Below are 21513 nucleotides of genomic sequence, written 5' to 3'. Positions count from 1 at the left end.
GGCTATGCAATAATAGACCGTCTGTCCGGATTATCAACTGGAATCTACGGACGGCGTATCGGCCTCATGCGTGACGGAAACATCCGCAGGCGTGCGCGGCCGCATGACGGTGTGGAGGAAACATGAAGCTGACGCAGGCGCTGATCGCGGCGGTGCAATTGCGCAAGGACGCACCCGGCACCATCCACGCCGGACGGTCGCGGAGCTGGAAGGAGATCGGCCATCGCGTCGCCTGTGCCGCGGGCGGGCTGCGACGGCTCGGCGTCGATGCCCGCGATCGCGTCGCCATCCTCGCGCACAACAGCGACCTCTATATCGAGGCGCTCTATGCCATCGCCTGGGCTGGCGCGGTCGCGGTGCCGCTCAACACGCGCTGGGCGGTCGCCGAGAACGCCTATGCGATTGACGATTCCACGCCAAAACTGTTGCTGGTCGACAAGGCCTTCGCCGAGATTGCGTCCGCGCTGCGCGGCGCAAAATCACTCAGCGCAATGGTCTATCTCGATGAGGGGCACGTGCCCGACGGTATGCAAAGCTATGACGAGCTCATAGCGCATGCGCCGATCGAGGACGCCTCCGGCGCCTACAACGATCTCGCGGGCATCTTCTACACCGGCGGTACCACCGGGTTTCCCAAGGGCGTGATGCTGTCACATGCCAACATCATCTATGAATCGCTGGTCTGGATCTATGCGCTCCGGTTCCGTGAAGATACCCGGTATCTGCACTCGGCCGGCATGTTCCATCTGGCCGGCACCTCGCCGATGATCGCGCTGACCCTGGTCGGTGGCACGCACGTGACCATCGCGAAATTCGAGCCCGAGCTCGCGATGAAGACCATCGCCGAGCACAAGGTGGATTACTGCCTGTTTGTGCCGACCATGCTCAACATGATGCTCAACCATCCATCCTTCGGCACATATGATCTGAGCAGCGTCAAGGATTGCGAATATGGCGCCTCGCCGATGCCCGACGCGCTGCTGGTCAAGCTGATGCGCGTGCTGCCGAGCTGGCGCTTTCACCAGGGCTACGGCATGACCGAAAGCGCAGCGCTGGCGACCATCCTGCCGTGGGAGTATCACGCGCTGGAAGGGCCGCTGGCGGGCAAGCGCAAATCGGCGGGGCGGGCAGCGCCAGGCGTTGAAATCCGCATCATCGATCCCGCGGGCAATGAGGTGCCGCGCGGGACGGTGGGCGAGATCGCGATCCGCGGCGCCGGCGTGATGCTCGGCTATTGGCGCAAGCCTGAGGAAAGCGCGCGCGTGCTGCGCAACGGATGGCTGCACACCGGCGACGGCGCCTGGATGGACGAGGACGGGTTTGTCTATATCGTCGACCGACTGAAGGACATGATCGTCTCGGGCGGCGAGAACGTCTATTCCGGCGAGGTGGAGAACGCCATCTTCCAGCACGAGCACGTCAAGGAATGCGCCGTAATCGCGGTGCCCGATCCGCAATGGGGCGAAGCGGTGCACGCCATTGTGGTGCCGAAGGACGGCAGGAGTCTCGATTCCGAAATGGTGATCGCGCACTGCCGCACCTTGATCGCCGGTTACAAGTGCCCGCGTTCTGTCGATATCCGCCTCGAGCCATTGCCGCTGACCGGCTCCGGCAAGATCATGAAGTCGGCGCTGCGCGAGGAGAAGTGGCAGGGCTATACGAGGTCGGTCAATTGATGCCGGAGGCTGCGAAACGATCCGATCCGATCAAGATGTGCCGGGTGATGTGCCGGCTCCTGTTCGCCCGGTCGTGGTCAATGACGACGCGGTGCGGCCAGCACTCGCGCGGCATCTGTCGCGGATATCCGGGAGCCGGACGGAGATTGTCGGCTTCGGCCGCAAATCATCGGGTTTCTCCTGGATCACCTATGCGTTCGTGGCCCGCACTGCGGCTGAAGGCGACCGCAAACTGATCCTGCGCGTCGGTCCACCGAGCGGGCTGTTTGCGCCTTACTCGGTGCTGCCCCAGGTTTATGCGCTGCAGTCGCTGGCCGGCAGCGGCGTACCGGTGCCGGCGTTGGTGTCATCAGAACAGGATGGCGCCGAGATCGGCTTTCCGTTCTTCATCTGCGCGCATGTCGAGGGCGACGTGCCGGCGCCCTGGGCGGCGAGCGAACTCGATCCGGACCACAAGCGCGCGGTCGCCCGGCAGTTCGTCGAGATCCTCGCGTCGCTGCACCGGGTCGACGCGGATGCGACGCCATTCGCATCGCGGCATCACAGCGGAGAACGTGCCGAAGTCCGCGCCATCGCCGGCTGGCGCGCCTCGCTGGCGCGGCCGACGGCGCGTTACTATCCGCTGCTCGACTGGGGTGGACGCTGGCTGCAGGACAACTGTCCGCGGCCGCCGCGCCGGACCATCGTGCACGGCGACTACCGGATCGGGAACTTCATCGAGCACAACGGGCGGATCACAGCCATCCTCGATTGGGAGCTCACGCACCTGGGCGATCCGCATGAAGATCTGGCCTGGGCGATGCTGCCGACCTTCAACGCCAGGAGCCGCAAGCTCTATGGCTTGCTCGAGCGCACGGAGGTGATCGATCTCTATCAGCGCGCCTCCGGCATTCCGGTCTCGGACAAGAGCCTCGCCTTCTACGAGGCCTATGCGCTGTATCAGGCGGCAGCGATCCAGATGTGCGCGGTGCGCGCCTTCGAGGTCGATCGCTTCAACGACATGCGGCTCGCCGTGATGGCAAGCCAGATGCCCTCGATCGTGCGGGCCTTCGAGCGCGCATTGGAGGCCGCGGCATGAGCGCGTCATTCGAACGGCTGATCGACGGCATCATCGGTGCACTGCAAAGCCATGTCGTGCCGAACAGCAATGACGATTTCGTTCGCGGGCAGGTGTTCTCTGCAGTCTACGCGCTGAACGGGCTGAAGCTCGCAGCCGACTGGAAGGCCGGGCCGCTGCTCGAGCAAGTGCGTCTGCAGGACGATACTTTCGCGACGGTCGAGCGACTGGCCGGCAGCATGACGCATCCGGAGGTTCCTTCGACGCCGCGCATCCAGGGCGGCCCGTCCGACGTTGCCGCGATCGAGGCATTGCGCGACGATGGCGACCGGCGGCTGGGGCAACTTCTGCTCTGGGCGAGCGGGGAGCACGCACGGGCGGCTAATCCCAATGCTGCGACCGAGATCGAGCGCCTGCTGCGGCGGGCGATTTGCGACCAGCTCAAGATCGAGCTTGCGACGACGCCGAAGTCGATGCTGCAGCAGATCGCGGGTGGCGAGCGCGACGGTGGTGCGGCGCAGGACTGAGTCAGTTGCATCGCCGACTACCCGGAATTGCATCTTTGCGCAGTGTTCCGGGAATCATTAATGGCGCCGGGAAAGAAGCTTGCCGGCCCGCGGTGCCCATGCTATTAATTCAACGAACGGTCGTTCGGATTATTATTGACGATCGATGAAGGCATCCGCGGCAGGCGGTCGGCGAGGGAGACGGAACGATGAACATGATGACCGGCGCCTCGCCATGGGAACGGTTGATCCGGCCCGACCGGGTGCATGGGTCGCTCTACACGGACCCTGACATCTTCGAGGCCGAGCTCAAGAACATCTGGTACCGGACCTGGGTCTATGTCGGGCACGAGAGCGAGGTGCCGAACGCCAACGACTACGTCGTCAAGTCGATCGGCCCGCAATCCGTGATCATGACGCGCGACGAGCAGGGCAAGGTCAATCTGCTGCTCAATCGCTGCTCGCATCGCGGTAACCAGGTCTGCTCCTATGACCGCGGCAATGCCCGCTCGTTCACCTGTCCGTTCCACTCCTGGACTTTTGCCAATGACGGCCGCCTGGTCGGTTATGCCTTCCCCGACGGCTATGAGGGGCAGGACAAGTCGCAGCTTGCGCTCGGGCGGGTGACGCGCGTCGAGTCTTACCGCGGCTTCGTGTTCGGCTCGTTCGCGGCCGATGGCCCGACGTTGAAGGAGCATCTCGGCGGCGCCGCCGAGACCATCGACCGGCTGGTGCGCACCTCGCCGGAGAGCGAGGTCGAGATCACGGCGGGCTTCCTCAAGCATCGCGTCAAGGCGAACTGGAAGTTCATCCTGGAGAACGAGTGCGACGGCTATCACCCGGCCTTCGTGCACACCTCGATCTTCGGCGTCGCCGACAGCATGATCGGCAAGCTCTATGGCGGCGCCTCGACCGCGCTGACGCGCGACTACGGCAACGGCCATACCGAGATCGACCTGCGGCCCGAGTTCCGCAAGCGCGACGCGCCGATGAGCTGGTTCGGCACCAGCGAGGACCGGCTGCCGGACTACACGGCGCGCATGAAGGCCGCCCATGGCGACACCGCCGCGCGGGAGATCATGATCGACGGCACGCCGCATGTGATGATCTTCCCGAACCTGTTCATCGCCGAGATCCAGATGTTCGTGATCCAGCCGCTCGGCGTCGACGACAGCGTGCAGCACGTCACCGCGTTGCAGTTCAAGGGCGCGCCCGATCTGAACCGAAGGCTGCGCCAGCAGACCATGGGCTCGGTCGGCCCAGCCGGTTTCCTGCTCGCGGACGATTCCGAAATGTACGAGCGCTGCCATCGCGGCGTGCTGGCGCGCAATCCCGAGTGGATCTTCCTCGGCCGCGGCGAGAAGCGTGAGCGGCAGGACGAGCTCGGCTTCACGGTCGGCCACGTCACCGACGAGGTGCCGTCGCGCGGCATTTGGACCCATTATCGCAAGCTGATGGAGCCTAACTGATGCTGTCGCGCGAGAGCAGCGCCACGTTGATGAGCGCCATCACCGCCTTCCTTTATCGCGAGGCGCGGCTGCAGGACGAGCATCAATACGAGGCCTGGGAAAAGCTCTGGACCGACGACGGCGTCTATTGGGTGCCGGCCAACGGCGCCGACATCGACCCGGAACGGCAGATGTCGATCATCTACGACAACCGCTCGCGGATCGCGCTGCGCGTCCGGCAGCTGATGACCGGCAAGCACTTCACCCAGACGCCGCAGTCGAATTTGCGCCGGCTGATCTCCAACATCGAATTGATGGACGAGCAGCCTGACGACGGCGACATCGCGGTCGCCAGCAACAGCCTCATTTTCGAATCGAGCCTGCGCGACGATACGCTGTGGGCGGCGCGCAATGAATACCGGCTGCGCCATGTCGATGGCGAATTGCGGATGGCCGCCAAGAAGGTCATCCTCGTCAACAACGACAAGGCGATCTACACGCTCTCGTTCCTGGTCTAGAGGAAAACGCGCCATGATCGACAAGGGCCCCGTTCTGCTCGACATCACCGACGGCATCGCGCGGCTGCGGCTCAACCGCCCCGATGCGGCCAACGGCATGAGTGTCGAGCTGCTCCGCGCGCTGTGCGACGCCATCATGGTCTGTCATGGTCATCCCGATCTGCGCGTCGTGCTGCTGAGCGGCGAGGGCACCAATTTCTGCGCCGGTGGCGATGTCCGCGCCTTTGCCTCCAAGGGCGAGAAGCTGCCGGACTATATCCGGCAGGCCACCGCCTATCTGCAGAATGCGGTGACCGGATTGCTGCGGCTGGAGGCGCCGGTCATATCATCGGTGCAGGGCTTTGCGGCGGGCGGCGGCGGCTTCGGCCTGGTCTGCGCCTCCGATATCGTGATCGCGGCGGAGTCGGCAAAATTCCTCGCCGGCGCGACGCGGGTGGCGATGGCGCCGGATGCCGGCGTCTCCGTTACGCTGTCGCGGCTGGTCGGCCTGCGGCGGGCGATGTCGATCCTGTTGACCAACCCGGTGATCCCGGCTGCCGAAGCGTTGCAGATGGGCATCGTCACCAGGGTCGTGCCCGATGCCGAGCTCGCCGATGCATCGCTCGCGCTGGCCCGCGAGCTTGCGGCCGGCGCGCCGAAGGCGCTGGCGGCGACCAAGCGGCTGGTCTGGGCCGGCACCGGCACCAGCATCGAGCAATGCCTGTCGGAAGAGGCGCGCACCGTCGCGGAACTCTCGGGGATGGCCGATGCACGCGAAGGGCTCGCCGCGGTGATCGAGCGGCGCCAGCCTGTATTCACGGGGCGCTGAGGTGGCGAGCTTGCCATTCGGACGTCTCGATGGCCGCCGCGCCTTCGTCTCCGGCGGCGCGCGGGGCATCGGTGCTGCGATCGCGCGCAGCTTGGCCGGCGCGGGCGCCAGGGTTGTGATCGCCGATCTCGATGTCGCCGCGGCCTCGGAGCTGGCGCGCGAGACTGGCGCCGGCGTTGCAGGATTAGACGTCAGCGATGCCACGGCGGTGCAGGCTGTGATGGCGCAGGACGGCCCGTTCGAGATTGTCGTCAACAATGCCGGCATCGATCAGCATGCCTTCTTCACCGATACCACGACGGAAGATTGGGCACGGCTGATCGCGGTCAATCTCACCTCGGTCTTGGCCTGCACCCACGCCGCGCTGCCGGCGATGCAGGCGGCGCACTTTGGCCGCATCATCAACGTCACCTCGGAAGCGGCGCGGCTCGGCTCAAAGGGCGGCGCGGTCTACTCCGCAGCCAAGGGCGGCGTGATCTCGTTCACCCGGAGCATCGCACGGGAAAATGCACGCTATGGCATCACCGCGAACGCGATCGCGCCGGGACCGATCCGCACGCCGATGCTGGAGCAGGCGGTGGCAAAAGGCGGCGACAGGATCCTGCAGGCAATGACCGGCGCAACGCTGCTCGGCCGCCTCGGCGAGCCGGAGGAGGTCGCGGCTGCCGCGCTGTTCCTGGCTTCCGACCAGGGCCGCCTATATCACCGGAGAGACGCTCGGCGTTTCGGGCGGCATGGGCATCGGCGGCTGAAATGGGCAGCGCGGACGACGATATCGCAATCACGCCGGTCGATCGCGCGATCGAGCGTTTGCGCGCGATCTATCGCGGCTGGACCCGCGATACATCGGTGGCGCAGATGCGCGACGACTGGGACGCCGCCTTTGCCGACTGCTCGGTGCCGGTGACGCGCCAACCGGTCGTCGCCGGCGGGGTCGATGGCGAATGGCTCGTGCCGACGGACGCATCGCGCGACAAGGTGATCCTCTATTTTCACGGCGGCGGTTTCCGCATCGGCTCGGTCGCGTCGCATCGCGACCTGGCCGCACGGATTGCCGATGCATCCGGCTCCCGCGTGCTCTCGATCGATTACCGGCTTGCCCCGGAGCATCGCTTCCCCGCGGCACTCGAGGATGCGCTGACTGCCTATCAGTATCTGCGCGATCAGGGGCTGCATCCGGCGGATATCGCCTTCGCCGGGGATTCGGCCGGCGGCAATCTCGTGCTGTGCGCGATGCTGGCGGCGCGCGACCGTGGCCTGCCGCTGCCCGCCGCCGCCGCGCTGATGTCACCCTGGACCGATCTCGCAGCGAGCGGCGCCAGCTATCAGAGCAGGGCCGAGGCCGATCCGATCCACCAGCGTGCGATGATCCTGGCGCTTGCCAGGAATTATCTCGGCAAGGACGGCGATGTCAGCAATCCGCTGGCCTCGCCGCTCCATGCCGATCTCACCCGTCTGCCGCCGCTGCTGGTGCAGGTCGGCGACCGCGAGACCGTGCGCGACGATGCGACGGAACTGGCCGCACGGGCGCAGGCTGCCGGTGTCGACGTCGCGCTGCAGGTGTGGGACGGCATGATCCACGTCTTCCAGATGTTCCCGGAGATTCCGCAGGCGCGCGAAGCGATCGCATCGCTGGCAGCTTTTTTGCGCAACCATCTTCACATTGGCCATGAGAGGGCGCCACAATGAACGTCATGACGTCGGATCCGCGCCAACTCACTGAGACCGAATTCCACTTTTCGGAGCAGCCCAATCTGCCCGAGGAGCTGCGCATGCTGCGCGAGCAGGTGCGGCGCTTCGTCGAGAAAGAGGTGGTGCCGCATGCCGAGGCGTGGGAGCGCGACGGCAAGATCCCGCGCGAGATCTATCGCCGCATGGGCGCGCTCGGCTTTCTCGGCATGCGCCATGCGGCCGAGTATGGCGGCACCGACATGGGGCCGCTGGCCTCGATGGTGTTCGCCGAGGAACTGGGGCGCTCCAGCTTCGGCGGTTTCACCTCGTCGATCCTCGTGCATACCGACATGTCGGCGGTACACATCTCCTTGCGCGGCACGCCGGAGCAGAAGCAGAAGTATTTGCCGGCGATTATCCGCGGCGAGACGGTGTGCTCGATCGCGGTGACCGAGCCGGACGCGGGCTCCGACGTCGCAGGCCTGAAGACGCGGGCGCGGCGCGACGGCGACAGCTGGGTGATCAACGGCGCAAAGATGTTCATCACCAACGCGGTCTATGGCGACATCCTGATCGTCGCCGCGCGCACCGATCCGCACGCCAAGGGCAGCCGCGGCATCTCGCTGTTCATCGTCGAGCGCAACACGCCGGGCATCATGGCGACCAAGCTCGACAAGCATGGCTGGCTCTGCTCGGACACTGCCGAGATCGCGTTCCAGGACGTGCGCGTGCCGGCGGAGAATCTGCTCGGCGAGGAGAACAAGGGCTTCTATGGCATCATGGAGACCTTCCAGAACGAGCGCATCTGCATCGGCGGTATCTGCGCGGGCGAATCCGCCAAGGCGATTGAGCTGACGACGAATTACGTGAAGACGCGGCAGGCATTCGGCGGCCCGCTCTGGAATCAGCAGGGCGTGCGGCTGAAGCTCGCCCAGCTTGCCGCGAAAGCGGCGGCGGCGCGGGCGCTGGCCTATCAGGCCGCCGAGCTCGCGGCGGCCGGGCAGGATTGCCTGCGCGAAGTGTCGATGGTGAAGGCGCTGTCGCCCGAGGTGCTGCATGAGGTCGTGCATGGCTGTCTGCAATTGCATGGCGGCTCGGGCTTCATGCGCGGCACCTCGATCGAGCGCATGGTGCGCGACGCGCGGGTGCTGACGATCGGCGGCGGCGCCACCGAGGTGATGCTGGAGGAAGTGGCGAAAAGGATGTGACGCCGGCGCTCTTTCTTACCTCGCCCCGCTTGCGGGGAGAGGTCGGATCGCATCGTGAGATGCGATCCGGGTGAGGGGGAGTCTCCACGAGCGTTTCTGGCAGCGCGTCTGCGGATGCGGCCCCTCACCCCAACCCTCTCCCCGTAAGAACGGGGCGAGGGAGCAGACCTACGTCCGGGTCATGTCATTTCTGGGCACGAGCGCCCTGGCCGACAGTCTGCGCCGCAATGCCCGGCTTCAGCCGCCAGTCCTCGCCAAAATCCGCAAGCGGGTGGAAGAACAGCGGCTCGGTGGTCTCAAGCTGCCGCAGCCGTCCGGCATAGTCGTTGAGATAGCGGTGCCGCGTGGCCTCGTCGACGAAGTTCACTGAATACGACACGAATGGCGGCAGCACCTTGCAGCCCGCATAGGCCAGCATGCCGTTCTGGATCGGCCACAGCACCACATCGAGCGCGCCGACCAGCCCGCCGGGCGCGCACATGCCGGGATAGGCGGCGGTCGAGGTCACGACCATGGCGCGGCGGCCGTTGAGGCCGCCGGTGTCGTAGCGGCGGCCGCTGCCGTAGATTGCGCCATTGACGAACACGCGGTCGATCCAGCCTTTCATGATGGCGGGGACCGAGAACCACCACAGCGGAAACTGCAAGATCAGGAGGTCGCACCACAGCAGCTTCTCGATCTCGGCGGCGATGTCGCCGCTGAGCGCACCGTGCTGCAGATTGTATTTCTGCTCGCGGTCATATTGCAGCCGGTCGGGAAACCGCCGCGCGCCAAAGTCTTCGGCGGTCGCTACCGGGTTGAACCGCATGGCGTAGAGATCGGAGATCCTGACCGTATGCCCGAGCGCGGTCAGTTCCGCCACCGACCGCGCCAGCAGTGCAGCGTTGAACGACCGCGCCTCCTGATGGGCAAAGACGATCAGGACCTTCATCTCTCTAGTTCACCGGCTTGAAGCTGAGCGTCGCGGCATCGGCCTGCATGATCTGCAGCTTCTGGTTCGAGAAGCGGACGCCGGGACCGAAGCTGATCGGCGCCATCACGCCGGTCTCGACATTCTTGGTCTTCTCCAGTTCCGAGATGGTGCAGGCCCAGGTCGGCTGCTTGCCACAGCGCTCGATTGCCGCGATCAAGACCTTCGCGGCGGCATAGCCGGTCATGGTGTAGCGGTTGATGCCCTTGAACTCGGCCTCCGACACCAGCGGCTTGGCCTTCTCGAGGAACGCCTTGCCCGCCGCGCCGGCGAACGGCTCGACATAGTCGACCGCGTAGATGCCGTCGCCGGCCGGGCCCATCAGCTTCAGCACCGGCTCGATGCGGCCGGGCCAGAAGATGCCGGTCACCGGCTTGATGTTCAATTTCTCGAGCTCTTTTGTCATCGCGATGTTCTCGGCGATGATGCCGCCGGCCAAAAATACCTCGGCGCCGGCATCCTTCAGCTGCAGCATGTCGGACGAGAAGTCCTGCTGGCCCTTCTTGTAGTTGCCGCTGTAGACGACGTTCAGCTTCTTGCCCTTGACCACGGAATCGAAGCCGTCGCGCACGGTGATGCCGTAATCGTCGTCCTGGGTGATCAGGCCCCATTTCTTGCCGGGGTTCCTGTCGGCGAGGAAGTTGACGAGATGGATGATTCCCTCCTCGTAGGATTGGCCGACCACGAACACGTTCTTGCGCGCCGGCTCCCACAGGAATTTGACCGGCGCGACGTCGATCACGGTCGGGATACCGGACTTCTCCAGCACCGGCATCACAGCGATCGACTGGCCCGAGCCGGAGATGCCGAGCATCGCGAAGACCTTGTCGACGTCGATCACCTTCTTGACGCCCTGGATGGTTCGCGCTGTGACGTAGCCGTCGTCCTCCAGCACATATTTGATCTTGCGGCCGTTGATGCCGCCGGCGGCGTTGGCTTCGGCGATCGCGATCTTGTGGCCGATCGAGGCGGCGACGCCCAGCAGCGCCGGCGGGCCGGTCAGCGGCTCCACGTCGCCGATCAGGATCTCGCTGTCGGTGATGCCGGGATCGGCGGCAGTAGCCGGGCCGGTCGCGAGACAGGTCGTGGTGAGCAGCAGCGCAACTGCTGCCAGGTGTCTGATCATTGTCTCCTCCTCATGGTGTTGCGTCTTTTTTGATTAGTAGCGCAGCGGCCAGTGCACCCAGGTCCGTTTGATGTCGTGCCAGGCGCCGACCAGCCCCCGCGGCTGGAAGCGCAGGAACAGGATGATGACGAGGCCGTAGAGCATGCTCTTCAGCTCCTGTGCGCCGGTCGTGAAGGTCGCATCCATCTGCGCGCTGAACAGGCTGAAGACGAGCCGCGTCGCCTCCGGCAGCAGCACGATCAGGATGGTACCGAGCACCGCCCCGAGCGCGGAGCCGAGCCCGCCGACGATCAGGATCGCCAACGCCTCGATCGAGAGCAGGAACGGAAAGCCCTCGACGCTGACGAAGGAGAGATAGATGCCGTACAGCGCGCCGGCGATGCCGGTGATGAATGCCGAGGTGACGAAGGCGAACAGTTTGTAGGCATGCAGGTTGATGCCCATGACGCGCGCCGCCGTGTCGTTGTCCCTGATCGCGACGAAGGCGCGGCCGACCCGGCTGCGGCGGATGTTGAGGGTGGCGAACAGCGTCAGCCCCGCGATGCCGAGGCAGAGATAGGTGAAGGCGGCATCGCCGTCGAAGCTGATGCCGAAGATCTCGGGCCGCTGCACCTGGATGCCGCGCGCGCCATTGGTGAGCCAGCGCATCTCCAGGATCACGGTGTTGATAATGAAGGAGAAGGCGAGCGTGGTGATGGCGAGGTAAAGGCCCTTGAGCCGGAGCGACGGCGCGCCGACGATCAGGCTCGCCAGTGCCGGCACCGCGCCGGCGCCGAGGAAACCGACCAGCGGCGGCATATGGTACTTCGAGACCAGTACCGCATAGGCATAGGCGCCGGTGACGAGGAAGCCGACATGGCCGAGCGAGATCAGACCGGTGTAGCCGGTTAGAATATTGAGGCCAAGCGCGCCGGTGACCGTGATCAGGATGATCATCAGGAACGACAGCGCGTAGGAATTCAGAACGTAAGGCGCTGCGATCAGCGCCAGCAGCAACACCGCCGACCATAGCCAGACCGGCGGGGAATCGATCAGCGCAACCAGCTCGCCATAGCTCTGCTTGTAATCGCCGGTGCGCATCACACCCTCTCGATGTCACGTTCGCCGAAGATGCCGAACGGCCGAATCATCAGCACGATGATGATCATGGCAAAGCCCGCGACCTCCTTCATGCCGGAGCCGATATAGCCGCCGGCAAGGTTCTCGGTGATGCCGATCAGGAGGCCGCCGAGGCCGGAGCCGAGCACGGCGTCGAGGCCGCCCAGGATGGTGGCCGGAAACGCCTTCAGCCCGAGCTGGAACATCGCCGGCGACAGGTCGTAGGACAGCGCAAAGAACACGCCGCCGATGCCGGCGATCACCGAAGACGCCGCCCAGGCCAGCTCATGAACTCTTGTTGCGCTGATGCCCATCAACAGCGCGGTGCGGTCGTCGGCCGCGACCGCGCGCATTGCAACCCCGACCTTGCTGTAACGGAAGAACGCCCAGATCGCGGCGAGCAGCAGAAGCAGTGTCGCGATCACGGCAACCTGCCCGGTACGCACGCCGATGCCGCCGAGATGCACGATGCCGCGGCCCATGCCGATGTCGAGGCCGTGCGGGTAGGCGTCCCAGATGAAGTTGATGGCGGAGCGCAGGATCACGGCGAGCCCGATCGTGACCATCACGGTCGCGAATACCGGCTCGCCCAGCATCGGCCGCATCACGAGGCGCTCGATGATCAGGCCGAGCAGGACAGCGGCGAGAATCGCGCCCACCGCGACGACGAACACATTGCCGCTGACCGTGGTCGAGATCGTCCAGGCGATATAGGCGGTGATCATGGTCATCTCGCCCTGTGCGAAATTGACCAGTCCGGTGGATTTGTAGATCACCGCAAAGCCCATCGCGATCAGCCCGTAGATCGCGCCGATCGCGAGTCCCGAGATCAGCAGCTGGACGAGATACTGCATTCAGCCCTCCGCCCGGTAGATGATGGCGAGCTCGCGGGCGAACTTCTTCTCGATCATGGCGCGGCGTACCTTCTGGGTGGCGGTTAGCTCGCCGTCGTCATGGTCGAGCTCCTTTTCCAGGACGGCGAACCGCCTGATGTTCTCGACCCGGGCGAACCGCTTGTTGGTCTCGTTGACGACGCGCTCGACCAGCTCATTCACTTCGGGAAGCTGCGACAGCGATTTGTAGTTGGTGTAGGCGAGCGCCCGGTCGCGCGCCCAGCGGCCGACATTGTCGTAGTCGACCTGGATGATGGCGCCGAGATACTTCCTGGCCTCGCCGACCACGATCGCTTCCTTGATGAATTCGGAATCCTTCAGCGCGTTCTCGATCTCGGACGGCGCGATGTTCTTGCCGCCGGCGGTGATGATGATCGCCTTCTTGCGGTCGACCACGGCGATCTCGCCATTGTCGAGCACATCGATGATGTCGCCGGTGCGCAGCCAGCCGCCGGGCTCCAGCGAGGCGGTCGAGGCCTTCTCGTCGAGGAAGTAGCCCTTGAAGACGCCGGGGTTGCGCAGCAGGATCTCGCCGTCGGTGTCGCACTTCCATTCGGTCTGTGGCAGCGGCACGCCGCAGCCGCCGATCCGGTGATGGCTTGCGGTCTGGATGAAGGCGACGCCGCCACTTTCGGTGAGGCCATAGCCCTGCGACACCGGACGGCCGATGATGTCGAAGAAGCGCAGCGTCTCCGGCGAGATCGAGGCGCCGGCGCAGAGCCGGTGCCGGCTGTAAGCAAAGCCGAGATGGCGCTGCAAATTGCGGAACATCAGGACATAGAGCAGCCCATAGGCGGCGCGGTCGAGCACATTGGCCTTGCCGGCCTGTCGACGGTCGGACAGCGTGCGGCCCCAGGCGAGGCAGGCCCTGGTGAAACTCTGGCGCAGGCGACCGCTCTCGCCGAGGCGAAACAGAAAGCCCTGCTGCAGCTTCTCGTAGATGCGCGGCACGCCGACGAAGAAGGTCGGCGCAATCTCGCGGATGTTGATCGCGACCGTGTCGATCGATTCGGCAAAGGACACGGTGCCGCCGAGCACCAGATGGGTCACGGTGCCGTAGCAGCGCTCGGCGACGTGGCACAGCGGCAGGTAGCTCACCGCCTCGAACGGCTTGTCGGCAATGCCGACGGTCCTGGCGTAGGCATAGGCGGCGTAGACGAGATTGCGATGGGTCAGCATCGCGCCCTTGGGCGGACCTGTCGTGCCCGAGGTGTAGACGAGGATGCAGACGTCGTCGGGCGCGCCCTGGCTGATCAGGCGGTCGAGCGTGGCGTCGGCCTCCGAATTCTCCTGGGCGTAGGTCTTGCCGCGCTCGCACAATGCGGCGAACGACATCAGCTCCGATTGCCGGTAATGCCGCAGGCCCTTCATGTCGACGCAGACGATAGTCTCGAGGTCCGGCAGGCCGCCATTATTGGCCATCGCGTCGAGCACCTTGTCGGTCTGCTCCTGGTCGCCGGTGACGACGATGCGGGCACCCGAATGCTTGACGATATATTGCAGCTCGACCCAGGGATTGGTCGGATAGATGCCGACCGCCACCGCGCCGATCATCTGCGCACCAAGATCTGCGTAAAACCATTCCGGCGTGTTCTCGCCGGCGATGGCGATCCGGTCGCCCGGTTTGATGCCGAGCGAGAGCAGGCCGAGCGCCACCGCGCGCGCGGTGTCATAATAGTGTCGCCAGGAATAGGGATTCCAGATGCCGTAATCCTTCTCGCGCAGCGCCAGCGCCTCGCCGTGCATGGCGGCGCGTTGCCGTAGCAATTGCGGGATGGTGATGGCTGCATCCGCAAGCGCGGTTTGGAACGCGTCGGCGCCGGTTGCCGGCGGATTCCGCGGCGCGCTCGCTTGCAGCGGCGGATGAGCGGTGCGCAGGCTGTCCAGCGTCGACATCACGAGCCTGCCTTTGTCATTGCTTCAGTGCGCTGGCCGCCGAGATAGGCCTCCGCGACTGCCGGATCGCGCCTGATCTCACCAGGGGTGCCTTCGGCGATCTTGCGGCCGAAATTCAGCACATGGACGCGGTCGGAGATGTCCATCACGATGCGCATCTCGTGCTCGATCATCACGACGGTGATGCCGAGCTCGTCGCGGATGTCGAGCACGAAGCGCGCGATGTCCTCGGTCTCCTCCTGGTTCATGCCGGAGACCATCTCGTCGAGCAGCAACAGCTTCGGCTCGCAGGCGAGCGCGCGGGCGAGCTCGACGCGCTTTTGCTGTCCGTAGGACAGCGTGCCGACCACGGCGTCCCTGATATGCTCGATCTCGAGGAATTCGATGATGTGCTCGACGCGTTGCCGTGCCGCGATCTCTTCGTTGCGGGTACGCCCGTAAAACCACACCGCATCGAGCACGGTCGAGCGCAGATGGGTGTGGCGGCCGGTCAGGATGTTCTCGACCACGGTACCGTGCTTGAACAGCGCGAGATTCTGGAAGGTGCGGCCGATGCCGACGGCGGCGAATTTCCATGGCGAGATCGTCGAGAGGTCGATGCCGTCGAACGTGATGCGGCCGCCGCTCGGCCGCAGCACGCCCGAGATCATGTTGAACAGCGTGGTCTTGCCGGCGCCGTTCGGACCGATCACGCTGCAGATCTCGCCGGGCGCGACGCGCAGGCTGACATCGGCGACGGCCTGCAGGCCGCCGAAGCGCTTTGACAGGTTCTCGACCGTGAGCAGCGCGGTCACGACAGCCACCGCTTGCGGCGCTTGTAGTGCTTCACGTCGCGCAGGCTCTTGCGACCGGTGGAGGAGACGCCGAGATAGAATTCCTGGACGTCCTCGTTGGCGGTGAGCCTCACTGCCGTGCCGTCGAGCACGACGCGGCCGGTCTCCAGGATGTAGCCGTAGTCGGCGATGTCGAGTGCGCGCTGCGCGTTCTGCTCGACCAGCAGCACCGTCATCTTCAGTTCGTCGCGCAGCCGGACGATCACCTCATAGATGCGGTCGATGATCAGCGGCGCGAGCCCGAGCGACGGCTCGTCGAGCGCCAGCAGCACAGGATCGGTCATCAACGCGCGGCCGATCGCTAGCATCTGCTGCTCGCCGCCGGACATGTAGCCGGCGATCTGGTCGCGCCGCTCATATAGCCGCGGAAACAGCGCAAACACCTTGTCGCGGCGCTCGCGCGCCTCGGCGCTGGTCCTGGTGTAGCCGCCCATTTGCAGGTTCTCGTCGATGGTGAGCGCCGCGAACACGCGGCGGCCCTCCGGCACCTGCACGATGCCGCGGCGGACCAGCTCGTCCGGCGCAAGGCGATGCACCTCGTCATTGCGGAAGCGGATGCTGCCGTTCTCGATCACGCCTTCCTCGGTATAGAGGATGCCGGACATCGCCTTCAGCAGCGTCGATTTGCCGGCGCCGTTGGAGCCGAGCAGGGCGACGATGCTGCCCTCGGGCACCGCGATCGAGATGTCGCGGATCGCCTCGATCGCATTGTCGTAGACGATCCGGATGTTGCGGAATTCGAGCAAGCCATCCTGCGCCGGCGCGGCCTGCGGCGCTGCTTGCGGCGTCGGATGCGGGATGGTGGTCGGCATCGCGTTCAGACCCCGCCTGCTGACCGGCGAGGGCGCGCGGCGAGGATCGCATCGGTGACGAGCTTGGCGGTCTCGGCGCAGGCTTGCGTGCCGCCATTGCCATATTGCTTCACCGCGTCGCCGACGCACCACAGGCCCTCGATACCGGTCTCGCGCGGCAAATCGTAGCCGGCGCAACTCCGTTGTGCCGGCCAGTCGTCGCGCATCACCCGGATCGACAGGATTTTGGCCTGGTCGAAATTCGCGAACTGCTCGCGCAGATCCTCGAGCGCGAGCTGGACTTCTGCATCGGAGTCGAAATCGCCGAGCGCGGGCACCGGCACGGCATAGGCGACATAGAGGTGCCAGCCGGGCGGCGCCAATTCCGGACAGGTGGCCGAGAGGTTGGCCATGTTGCAGAGCCGGCGCGTCTTGCCGAAGGTGACGATGCCGGGATGATTGATCAGCGGCTCGCGGCTCGCGACATTGATGACGATGTTGGCGGCCGGGCGGAGGTCGTTCTTCACCCTGGCGATATAATCCGCCGGGAACGCCTCGCTGCCGGCAAGCGCGACCGTGGCCTTTGGCCCGGCATTGCTGATCACGAGATCGGTGTCGATCCGCACCGGTTCACCGTTCCTGAGCACGGTGACGCCTTCGACCTTGCCGTTAGCGGTGTGGATCGTGGTCGCCGGTGTTTCGAGCCAGATGTCGCCGTTGCGCCTGATCGCGCTGCCCAGGCTGTTCCAGACGCCGATCGTGCCCTGCGGGCAGAAGCCGAATTTCTTGAAGGCGCCCTTGCTGGTGAAATAGGTGAGGAAGGCGCGGGCCGGCAGCTCGGCGGCGTTGCAGGCGAAGATTGCCGCGCAGAGATTGCGGAACAGCGCGTGCACGGTGGCGTTGCTGGTGTAGCCCTTCAGCCAGTCCTCGGTCGATTGCCGCCCGTCGGGCAGATTGCCGGAGCGGGCGTCGGCGAATTTCTCCAGGATACGTGAGGCCTGTTTTGTGAGCTGCCCGAGCAGCAGCGACCAGCCGCCGCGGCCGACATCGATCACCTTGCCGTCGATGAAGAACGAACTCGCCGGCTCCGGCGCGCGGATGTCGAGCGGGGCGCCGATGGTGTTGAAGGTTTCCTCGAACACGCCACCGAACTCGATCGCGATCGCCCCGATATTGACCTTGAAGCCATCGATCTCCTCGGTCGAGGCGCGCCCGCCGAGCCGGTCCTTGTCGTCGACGACGAGCGTATGCAGCCCGCCATGGGCGAGACGCGCCGCGGCACACAGCCCGCCGGCACCGGCTCCGATCACGACAGCATCGATCCTCTGAGAATCCACGCGCAACCTCCCGCGATGCCGCCGGGTTGGTCCCGGCATGCGCAATCCGCTTGCTTGATGGAAGGCAGTCTAATATAATCCGACCGGTCGTTCAAATTATTTTTTGACGCAGGTCGCTCGTCGCACGGGCGATGGAAGAGTCTGGTGGATGGTGCCCGCAAAGGGGAGGAGAGCGTGGGGCGGCGGTAGTATAGAGAGAGGCAGTCGCCCGATTCCGGCGGCGCCGATGGTGCATGAGAGAGACGGCAATGGCGCGGACGCGCTCAGAGAATTACGACGAGATTCAGCGGAACATTCTCACCACTGCCTGCGGCCTGTTCGCGCGGCAGGGCTACATGCGTGCCTCGATCGCCGACCTTGCGGATGCCTGCAAGCTGTCGCGCGGCGCGCTGTACCATTATTTCGATTCCAAGGAAGCGATCCTGTTCGCGATCCTCGACGCCCATATCCGCGAGATGATCGCGGACGTCGAAGCCGCGATGGCCGAAAAGGCGACGACGCTGGAGCAGTTCCGCGCCGCGATCCAGGCCATCGTCGCGCTGAATGCGCGTTCGAGCGACGAGCAGCGCGTGATCCTCAACGACCTCTCGTTCCTCGGCGAGACCGAGCAGGATGCGATCAAGGCGCTGGAGCGCCAACTCGTCGACACGGTCTCGGATCTTCTGGTCAAGCTCGACAAGGAAGGCAAGATCGTCAAGCGGACCAAGAAGATCTACAGCATGATGCTGTTCGGCATCCTGAACTTCAGCCACACCTGGTACGATCCGAAGGGCGGGATCGATCCAGGGGAGTTCGCCGACATGGTGGTGGATCTGTTCCTGTACGGCTTCACCATGCCGGTGCCGGCAAAGAACGCCGCGCGGCCGCTGCGCCAGCGCGCCTGAGGCCGGCGCGGCGCGCTTCGCGACCTCGCGCCGAAGACATCTCTCGCAGCGATTATTCCTCATCTCATCTGCACATCATCGTGAAGGCCGAGACGCTGTCCCGCGTAACGAACGCGCGGCGCGCTGCGTAGTTCTGCCACGAACGCCGCATCAGCGGCTGATGATGACATCGCAGCGAGGGAAGGAACATCCACATGAATCTGTCGTTCAACATCGCCGAACAAGGCGAGGGGTCTTATCGTGCGCTCGCGATCCTGCGCTGGGTTATGGTCGTGATCTTCGTGTCGTTCGGCATGCAGAAGTTCACGCTGCAATCGGCGCAAGGCATCGCGCAGTTCATCAGCAACAGCCCGTTCATCTCGTGGCTGTCGGTGTTCGGCCTCCGCGGCGAGGCCTACGTGCTCGGCGTCGCCGAGTTCGGCATTGCGGCGCTGCTCGCCGCCGGCGCGTTCAGCCCGCTTCTCTCGGCGATCGGCGCGCTGATGGGCGTCATCACCTTCGCGGTGACGTGGTCGTTCTTCTTCACGACGCCGGGGGTGGTCAAATGGAGCCTGTCGACCGATCCGATGGCCTGGAACCTGGCCGGCGAGTTCCTGTTCAAGGACATCGTGCTTCTGTGCGTCTGCCTCGTGCTGCTGTTGGCGTCGTTGCCGCGGTCGATCGTCCGCTCGCGCGCCACATAGGTCTCGCGCCGCGCATCGATGGTTAATCGATGTTTAACGAGGCATCGCGCGTATCCGGCATCTGGAACAGGACAAAACGTCGCGGACGACCGTGTATTGAAAATCGAATCCAACCAGCTTATGCAACCTTCGATTGACGAATTGTTGCTAGGAAGAAACGTCCCCGGTTGGGAGCGGAATGTGACGAAGTCGGAAATATCCTTGGCCCGATCGGCAAGCGCCGATCTTGCCGTTTCGTCGAAGCCCACTCCCGTCATTTTCAAACGTCCCGCATTTTTTAGTTCGATTGCAGTTCCCGCACCGTGGCTGGAGTGGGAGGGCGGTCGCGATCGCGGCTTCCGGAAGTGACCACCGGAACAGCGATCGGGCCGCCCCGTCCCCAGCCGGGCGGGTAACGGCGCAAGACGCGCAATCGTGAATTCGGACGCTTGGGTTCCACCGCTAGGATCGTGATGTCGCCATCTATCGATGGTGAACAGATTGTCTGCAGGTCGCATCGCAACATAGTGCCGATTTCGTTCTTCATGAGACAATGGCTCACCGTCCGGATCGCGGCCGTCCTGTTCGTGGTCGCTGGTAGCGTGCTTGGGGTAGCGCGCGCGGATTCCGACATGGACGCGCAGATCAGGGACATCGTCACGACGGAACTCGCGCCGACCGCGACTGCGGCCGACCCGGGCGGCCTCGCCGCGGCGGTCTATGCCGGCGGGCGGGTCGCGTTCTTCAACTACGGTTTCGCTGATGACTCAGCGAAGCGACCGGTCACCCCGGACACGCTGTTCAACCTCGCCTCGTTGCGCAAGCTGTTCGAGGCGACGCTGGTCGCGCTCGGCACGGAGCGTGGCGAATTGCGGCTGGACGATCCGGTCGGCAAGTATCTGCCCGAGCTCAACGGCAACTACGTCAGCCGCGTCACCATCGGCGAACTCGTCAATCATACGTCGGGGCTGCTGCTGCCGACCGATCATCCGCCATGGCCGGACGGGACCTTCAGCCGTGATCAGTTCATCGCGATGCTCAATGCATGGACGCCGCCGGCAGGAGAGCAGCCGGGCAAGCAGCGCATCTACAGCCATGCCGGCTATGTCCTGCTGCAGCTGGTGCTGGAGCGGCGCTATGAGATGCCGATCGCGACGTTGATCGGGAGCCGCATCCTCAAGCCGCTCGGCATGACGTCGACCTTCGTTCCGGACCGTAGCGAGGACAACCGCGCGAGGATGGCGCCCGAGATGATGCAGCGTGTGGTTCAGGGCTACTCCCACGACGGTACGGCGATCGGTCCGCCGGGCAATCAGCAGCGCTATTACGATTTTCCAGGCACCGGCCAGATGTTCTCAACGGCGCGCGATCTCGGCATATTGCTGGGCGCCTGCCTCGACGGCGCGGTGATCGATCCCGAATTGCGCGCAGCGCTGCAGATGACCGAACGGGAGAGCTTTCGCGTCGACGAGAAGTTCGGCCAGGCGATGGCATGGGAGCATGTGCGGCTGGACGGCGTCACCGTGATCGACAAGCCGGGCGGTCTCAATAACGCCTCAGCCTATGTCGGCCTGGTGCCGGCGCGCAGACTCGGCATCGTGCTGCTCGCCAATCGCGGCGACTATCCGCACGAGATCGCGCGCTACAGGATTTTGCCGGCCCTCGCGCGGCTCTAGTCGCAGGACGTGCCGGTCCAATGACACGGCCTGCGCGGCAGGGCAGGGGATGCATGCAAAAATCGCGATGGCGCGGAACCATGATCGGCTGTATAAGCCGGTAGCTTCTTCTCCATTTTGAAGAGGCTGATATGACCGATCTGTATCCTGATTTGCACAATTGGCTTTCGCAACAGCCCCATGGGTTGCGAACCTTCAGGACCTTCCAGCAAAAACTCGAGATTCTGAGCAAGGACGACCCGGAGCAACGCGGCGTTTGCCGGCTGCTGAGCGGCCTCGTCGGCAATTACGTCGAGACCTTCGACGAGGAGCCGCTGCCCGTCGCGGTCGCCGACCGCGCCTATGGCCGGCTGCTCGATCTCGTCGCAAGCCTTGATCTCAAGGGAAATCCCGACCGGCGCCTCGCCGACATCAACCGCATCGCGTCCTGCGATCTGCTGAACTGATCGCGGCGG

21 protein-coding genes are annotated in these 21513 nt (G+C 64.8%); 13 read left to right on the top strand and 8 right to left on the bottom strand.

What is annotated here, in order from left to right:
- The first annotated feature begins 122 nt into the window (after window positions 1-122).
- From ACVIYL_RS42560 to ACVIYL_RS42520, 9 genes are all read left to right on the top strand, one after another.
- Window positions 123-1676, top strand: a complete 1554-nt coding sequence (locus ACVIYL_RS42560) for an acyl-CoA synthetase (RefSeq protein ID WP_456781450.1) — start codon at window positions 123-125, stop codon at window positions 1674-1676.
- A gap of 37 nt (window positions 1677-1713) precedes the next feature.
- Window positions 1714-2754 carry a phosphotransferase family protein gene (locus ACVIYL_RS42555; protein ID WP_456781449.1) on the top strand — a complete coding sequence of 347 codons (1041 nt, stop codon included), beginning with the start codon at window positions 1714-1716 and terminating at the stop codon, window positions 2752-2754.
- Window positions 2751-3260, top strand: a complete 510-nt coding sequence (locus ACVIYL_RS42550) for a hypothetical protein (RefSeq protein WP_456781448.1) — start codon at window positions 2751-2753, stop codon at window positions 3258-3260. Before ACVIYL_RS42555 ends, ACVIYL_RS42550 begins: the two co-directional genes overlap by 4 nt.
- A gap of 188 nt (window positions 3261-3448) precedes the next feature.
- Window positions 3449-4708, top strand: coding sequence for an aromatic ring-hydroxylating oxygenase subunit alpha (locus ACVIYL_RS42545; RefSeq protein WP_283063488.1), 1260 nt, complete (start codon window positions 3449-3451; stop codon window positions 4706-4708).
- A complete protein-coding gene (locus ACVIYL_RS42540; protein WP_038387409.1) occupies window positions 4708-5205 on the top strand; it encodes an aromatic-ring-hydroxylating dioxygenase subunit beta in 498 nt (165 codons plus the stop codon). Before ACVIYL_RS42545 ends, ACVIYL_RS42540 begins: the two co-directional genes overlap by 1 nt.
- A 13-nt stretch (window positions 5206-5218) precedes the next feature.
- Window positions 5219-6013 (top strand): enoyl-CoA hydratase/isomerase family protein, encoded by a 795-nt coding sequence (locus ACVIYL_RS42535; protein ID WP_456781447.1) that lies wholly within the window; start codon window positions 5219-5221, stop codon window positions 6011-6013.
- A gap of 10 nt (window positions 6014-6023) precedes the next feature.
- Window positions 6024-6920 carry an SDR family NAD(P)-dependent oxidoreductase gene (locus ACVIYL_RS42530; RefSeq protein ID WP_456781446.1) on the top strand — a complete coding sequence of 299 codons (897 nt, stop codon included), beginning with the start codon at window positions 6024-6026 and terminating at the stop codon, window positions 6918-6920.
- Window positions 6824-7702, top strand: a complete 879-nt coding sequence (locus tag ACVIYL_RS42525) for an alpha/beta hydrolase (RefSeq protein WP_456781956.1) — start codon at window positions 6824-6826, stop codon at window positions 7700-7702. Before ACVIYL_RS42530 ends, ACVIYL_RS42525 begins: the two co-directional genes overlap by 97 nt.
- Complete coding sequence (locus tag ACVIYL_RS42520) at window positions 7699-8892, top strand: acyl-CoA dehydrogenase family protein (RefSeq protein WP_456781445.1); 1194 nt, start codon at window positions 7699-7701, stop codon at window positions 8890-8892. The genes ACVIYL_RS42525 and ACVIYL_RS42520 overlap by 4 nt, the downstream gene beginning before the upstream one ends.
- Before the next feature lie 184 nt (window positions 8893-9076).
- Here ACVIYL_RS42520 and ACVIYL_RS42515 read toward each other — a convergent pair whose 3' ends face one another.
- The 8 genes from ACVIYL_RS42515 to ACVIYL_RS42480 are packed head-to-tail and all read right to left on the bottom strand — an operon-like array spanning window position 9077 to window position 17836.
- Window positions 9077-9823, bottom strand: a complete 747-nt coding sequence (locus ACVIYL_RS42515; RefSeq protein WP_456781444.1) for an NAD(P)H-dependent oxidoreductase — start codon at window positions 9821-9823, stop codon at window positions 9077-9079.
- 4 nt (window positions 9824-9827) lie between these two features.
- Window positions 9828-10988, bottom strand: coding sequence for an ABC transporter substrate-binding protein (locus tag ACVIYL_RS42510; protein ID WP_456781443.1), 1161 nt, complete (start codon window positions 10986-10988; stop codon window positions 9828-9830).
- A gap of 33 nt (window positions 10989-11021) precedes the next feature.
- Window positions 11022-12068 (bottom strand): branched-chain amino acid ABC transporter permease, encoded by a 1047-nt coding sequence (locus ACVIYL_RS42505; protein WP_456781442.1) that lies wholly within the window; start codon window positions 12066-12068, stop codon window positions 11022-11024.
- On the bottom strand, window positions 12068-12940 hold the full coding sequence (locus ACVIYL_RS42500) for a branched-chain amino acid ABC transporter permease (protein WP_456781441.1): 873 nt from the start codon (window positions 12938-12940) through the stop codon (window positions 12068-12070). Before ACVIYL_RS42500 ends, ACVIYL_RS42505 begins: the two co-directional genes overlap by 1 nt.
- Window positions 12941-14875, bottom strand: a complete 1935-nt coding sequence (locus tag ACVIYL_RS42495) for an AMP-dependent synthetase/ligase (protein ID WP_456781440.1) — start codon at window positions 14873-14875, stop codon at window positions 12941-12943.
- Entirely contained in the window at window positions 14875-15669 is a 795-nt protein-coding gene (locus tag ACVIYL_RS42490) for an ABC transporter ATP-binding protein (protein ID WP_456781439.1), read from the bottom strand. Before ACVIYL_RS42490 ends, ACVIYL_RS42495 begins: the two co-directional genes overlap by 1 nt.
- The gene (locus tag ACVIYL_RS42485; RefSeq protein ID WP_456781438.1) at window positions 15666-16520 is read right to left on the bottom strand and encodes an ABC transporter ATP-binding protein; all 855 of its coding nucleotides are present in this window, start codon (window positions 16518-16520) and stop codon (window positions 15666-15668) included. Before ACVIYL_RS42485 ends, ACVIYL_RS42490 begins: the two co-directional genes overlap by 4 nt.
- A 5-nt stretch (window positions 16521-16525) precedes the next feature.
- Window positions 16526-17836 carry a phytoene desaturase family protein gene (locus ACVIYL_RS42480; protein WP_456781437.1) on the bottom strand — a complete coding sequence of 437 codons (1311 nt, stop codon included), beginning with the start codon at window positions 17834-17836 and terminating at the stop codon, window positions 16526-16528.
- A 248-nt stretch (window positions 17837-18084) separates the two neighbouring features.
- Between ACVIYL_RS42480 and ACVIYL_RS42475 the strand changes: the two genes are divergently transcribed.
- The 4 genes from ACVIYL_RS42475 to ACVIYL_RS42460 all read left to right on the top strand — a co-directional run bounded on the left by ACVIYL_RS42475 (window position 18085) and on the right by ACVIYL_RS42460 (window position 21504).
- On the top strand, window positions 18085-18720 hold the full coding sequence (locus tag ACVIYL_RS42475; protein ID WP_076829047.1) for a TetR/AcrR family transcriptional regulator: 636 nt from the start codon (window positions 18085-18087) through the stop codon (window positions 18718-18720).
- Window positions 18721-18914: 194 nt separating this feature from the next.
- Window positions 18915-19403, top strand: a complete 489-nt coding sequence (locus ACVIYL_RS42470; protein ID WP_310881419.1) for a DUF417 family protein — start codon at window positions 18915-18917, stop codon at window positions 19401-19403.
- Between the two features lie 524 nt (window positions 19404-19927).
- Window positions 19928-21058, top strand: coding sequence for a serine hydrolase (locus tag ACVIYL_RS42465; protein WP_456781436.1), 1131 nt, complete (start codon window positions 19928-19930; stop codon window positions 21056-21058).
- A 131-nt stretch (window positions 21059-21189) separates the two neighbouring features.
- Complete coding sequence (locus ACVIYL_RS42460) at window positions 21190-21504, top strand: hypothetical protein (protein WP_057018843.1); 315 nt, start codon at window positions 21190-21192, stop codon at window positions 21502-21504.
- The last annotated feature ends 9 nt before the right edge of the window (window positions 21505-21513 follow it).

This window comes from Bradyrhizobium sp. USDA 3315 (assembly GCF_054056795.1).
The sequence above is the reverse complement of the archived record's forward strand: the minus strand, read 5'-3'. Positions and strand labels throughout refer to the sequence as shown.

Coding starts and splice junctions, on each gene's coding strand:
- ACVIYL_RS42560 (WP_456781450.1), top strand. CDS start 123: ATGAAGCTGACGCAGGCGCTGATCGCGGCGGTGCAATTGCGCAAGGAC.
- ACVIYL_RS42550 (WP_456781448.1), top strand. CDS start 2,751: ATGAGCGCGTCATTCGAACGGCTGATCGACGGCATCATCGGTGCACTG.
- ACVIYL_RS42545 (WP_283063488.1), top strand. CDS start 3,449: ATGAACATGATGACCGGCGCCTCGCCATGGGAACGGTTGATCCGGCCC.
- ACVIYL_RS42540 (WP_038387409.1), top strand. CDS start 4,708: ATGCTGTCGCGCGAGAGCAGCGCCACGTTGATGAGCGCCATCACCGCC.
- ACVIYL_RS42535 (WP_456781447.1), top strand. CDS start 5,219: ATGATCGACAAGGGCCCCGTTCTGCTCGACATCACCGACGGCATCGCG.
- ACVIYL_RS42520 (WP_456781445.1), top strand. CDS start 7,699: ATGAACGTCATGACGTCGGATCCGCGCCAACTCACTGAGACCGAATTC.
- ACVIYL_RS42515 (WP_456781444.1), bottom strand. CDS start 9,823: ATGAAGGTCCTGATCGTCTTTGCCCATCAGGAGGCGCGGTCGTTCAAC.
- ACVIYL_RS42510 (WP_456781443.1), bottom strand. CDS start 10,988: ATGATCAGACACCTGGCAGCAGTTGCGCTGCTGCTCACCACGACCTGT.
- ACVIYL_RS42505 (WP_456781442.1), bottom strand. CDS start 12,068: ATGCGCACCGGCGATTACAAGCAGAGCTATGGCGAGCTGGTTGCGCTG.
- ACVIYL_RS42500 (WP_456781441.1), bottom strand. CDS start 12,940: ATGCAGTATCTCGTCCAGCTGCTGATCTCGGGACTCGCGATCGGCGCG.
- ACVIYL_RS42495 (WP_456781440.1), bottom strand. CDS start 14,875: ATGTCGACGCTGGACAGCCTGCGCACCGCTCATCCGCCGCTGCAAGCG.
- ACVIYL_RS42485 (WP_456781438.1), bottom strand. CDS start 16,520: ATGCCGACCACCATCCCGCATCCGACGCCGCAAGCAGCGCCGCAGGCC.
- ACVIYL_RS42475 (WP_076829047.1), top strand. CDS start 18,085: ATGGCGCGGACGCGCTCAGAGAATTACGACGAGATTCAGCGGAACATT.
- ACVIYL_RS42470 (WP_310881419.1), top strand. CDS start 18,915: ATGAATCTGTCGTTCAACATCGCCGAACAAGGCGAGGGGTCTTATCGT.
- ACVIYL_RS42465 (WP_456781436.1), top strand. CDS start 19,928: ATGAGACAATGGCTCACCGTCCGGATCGCGGCCGTCCTGTTCGTGGTC.
- ACVIYL_RS42460 (WP_057018843.1), top strand. CDS start 21,190: ATGACCGATCTGTATCCTGATTTGCACAATTGGCTTTCGCAACAGCCC.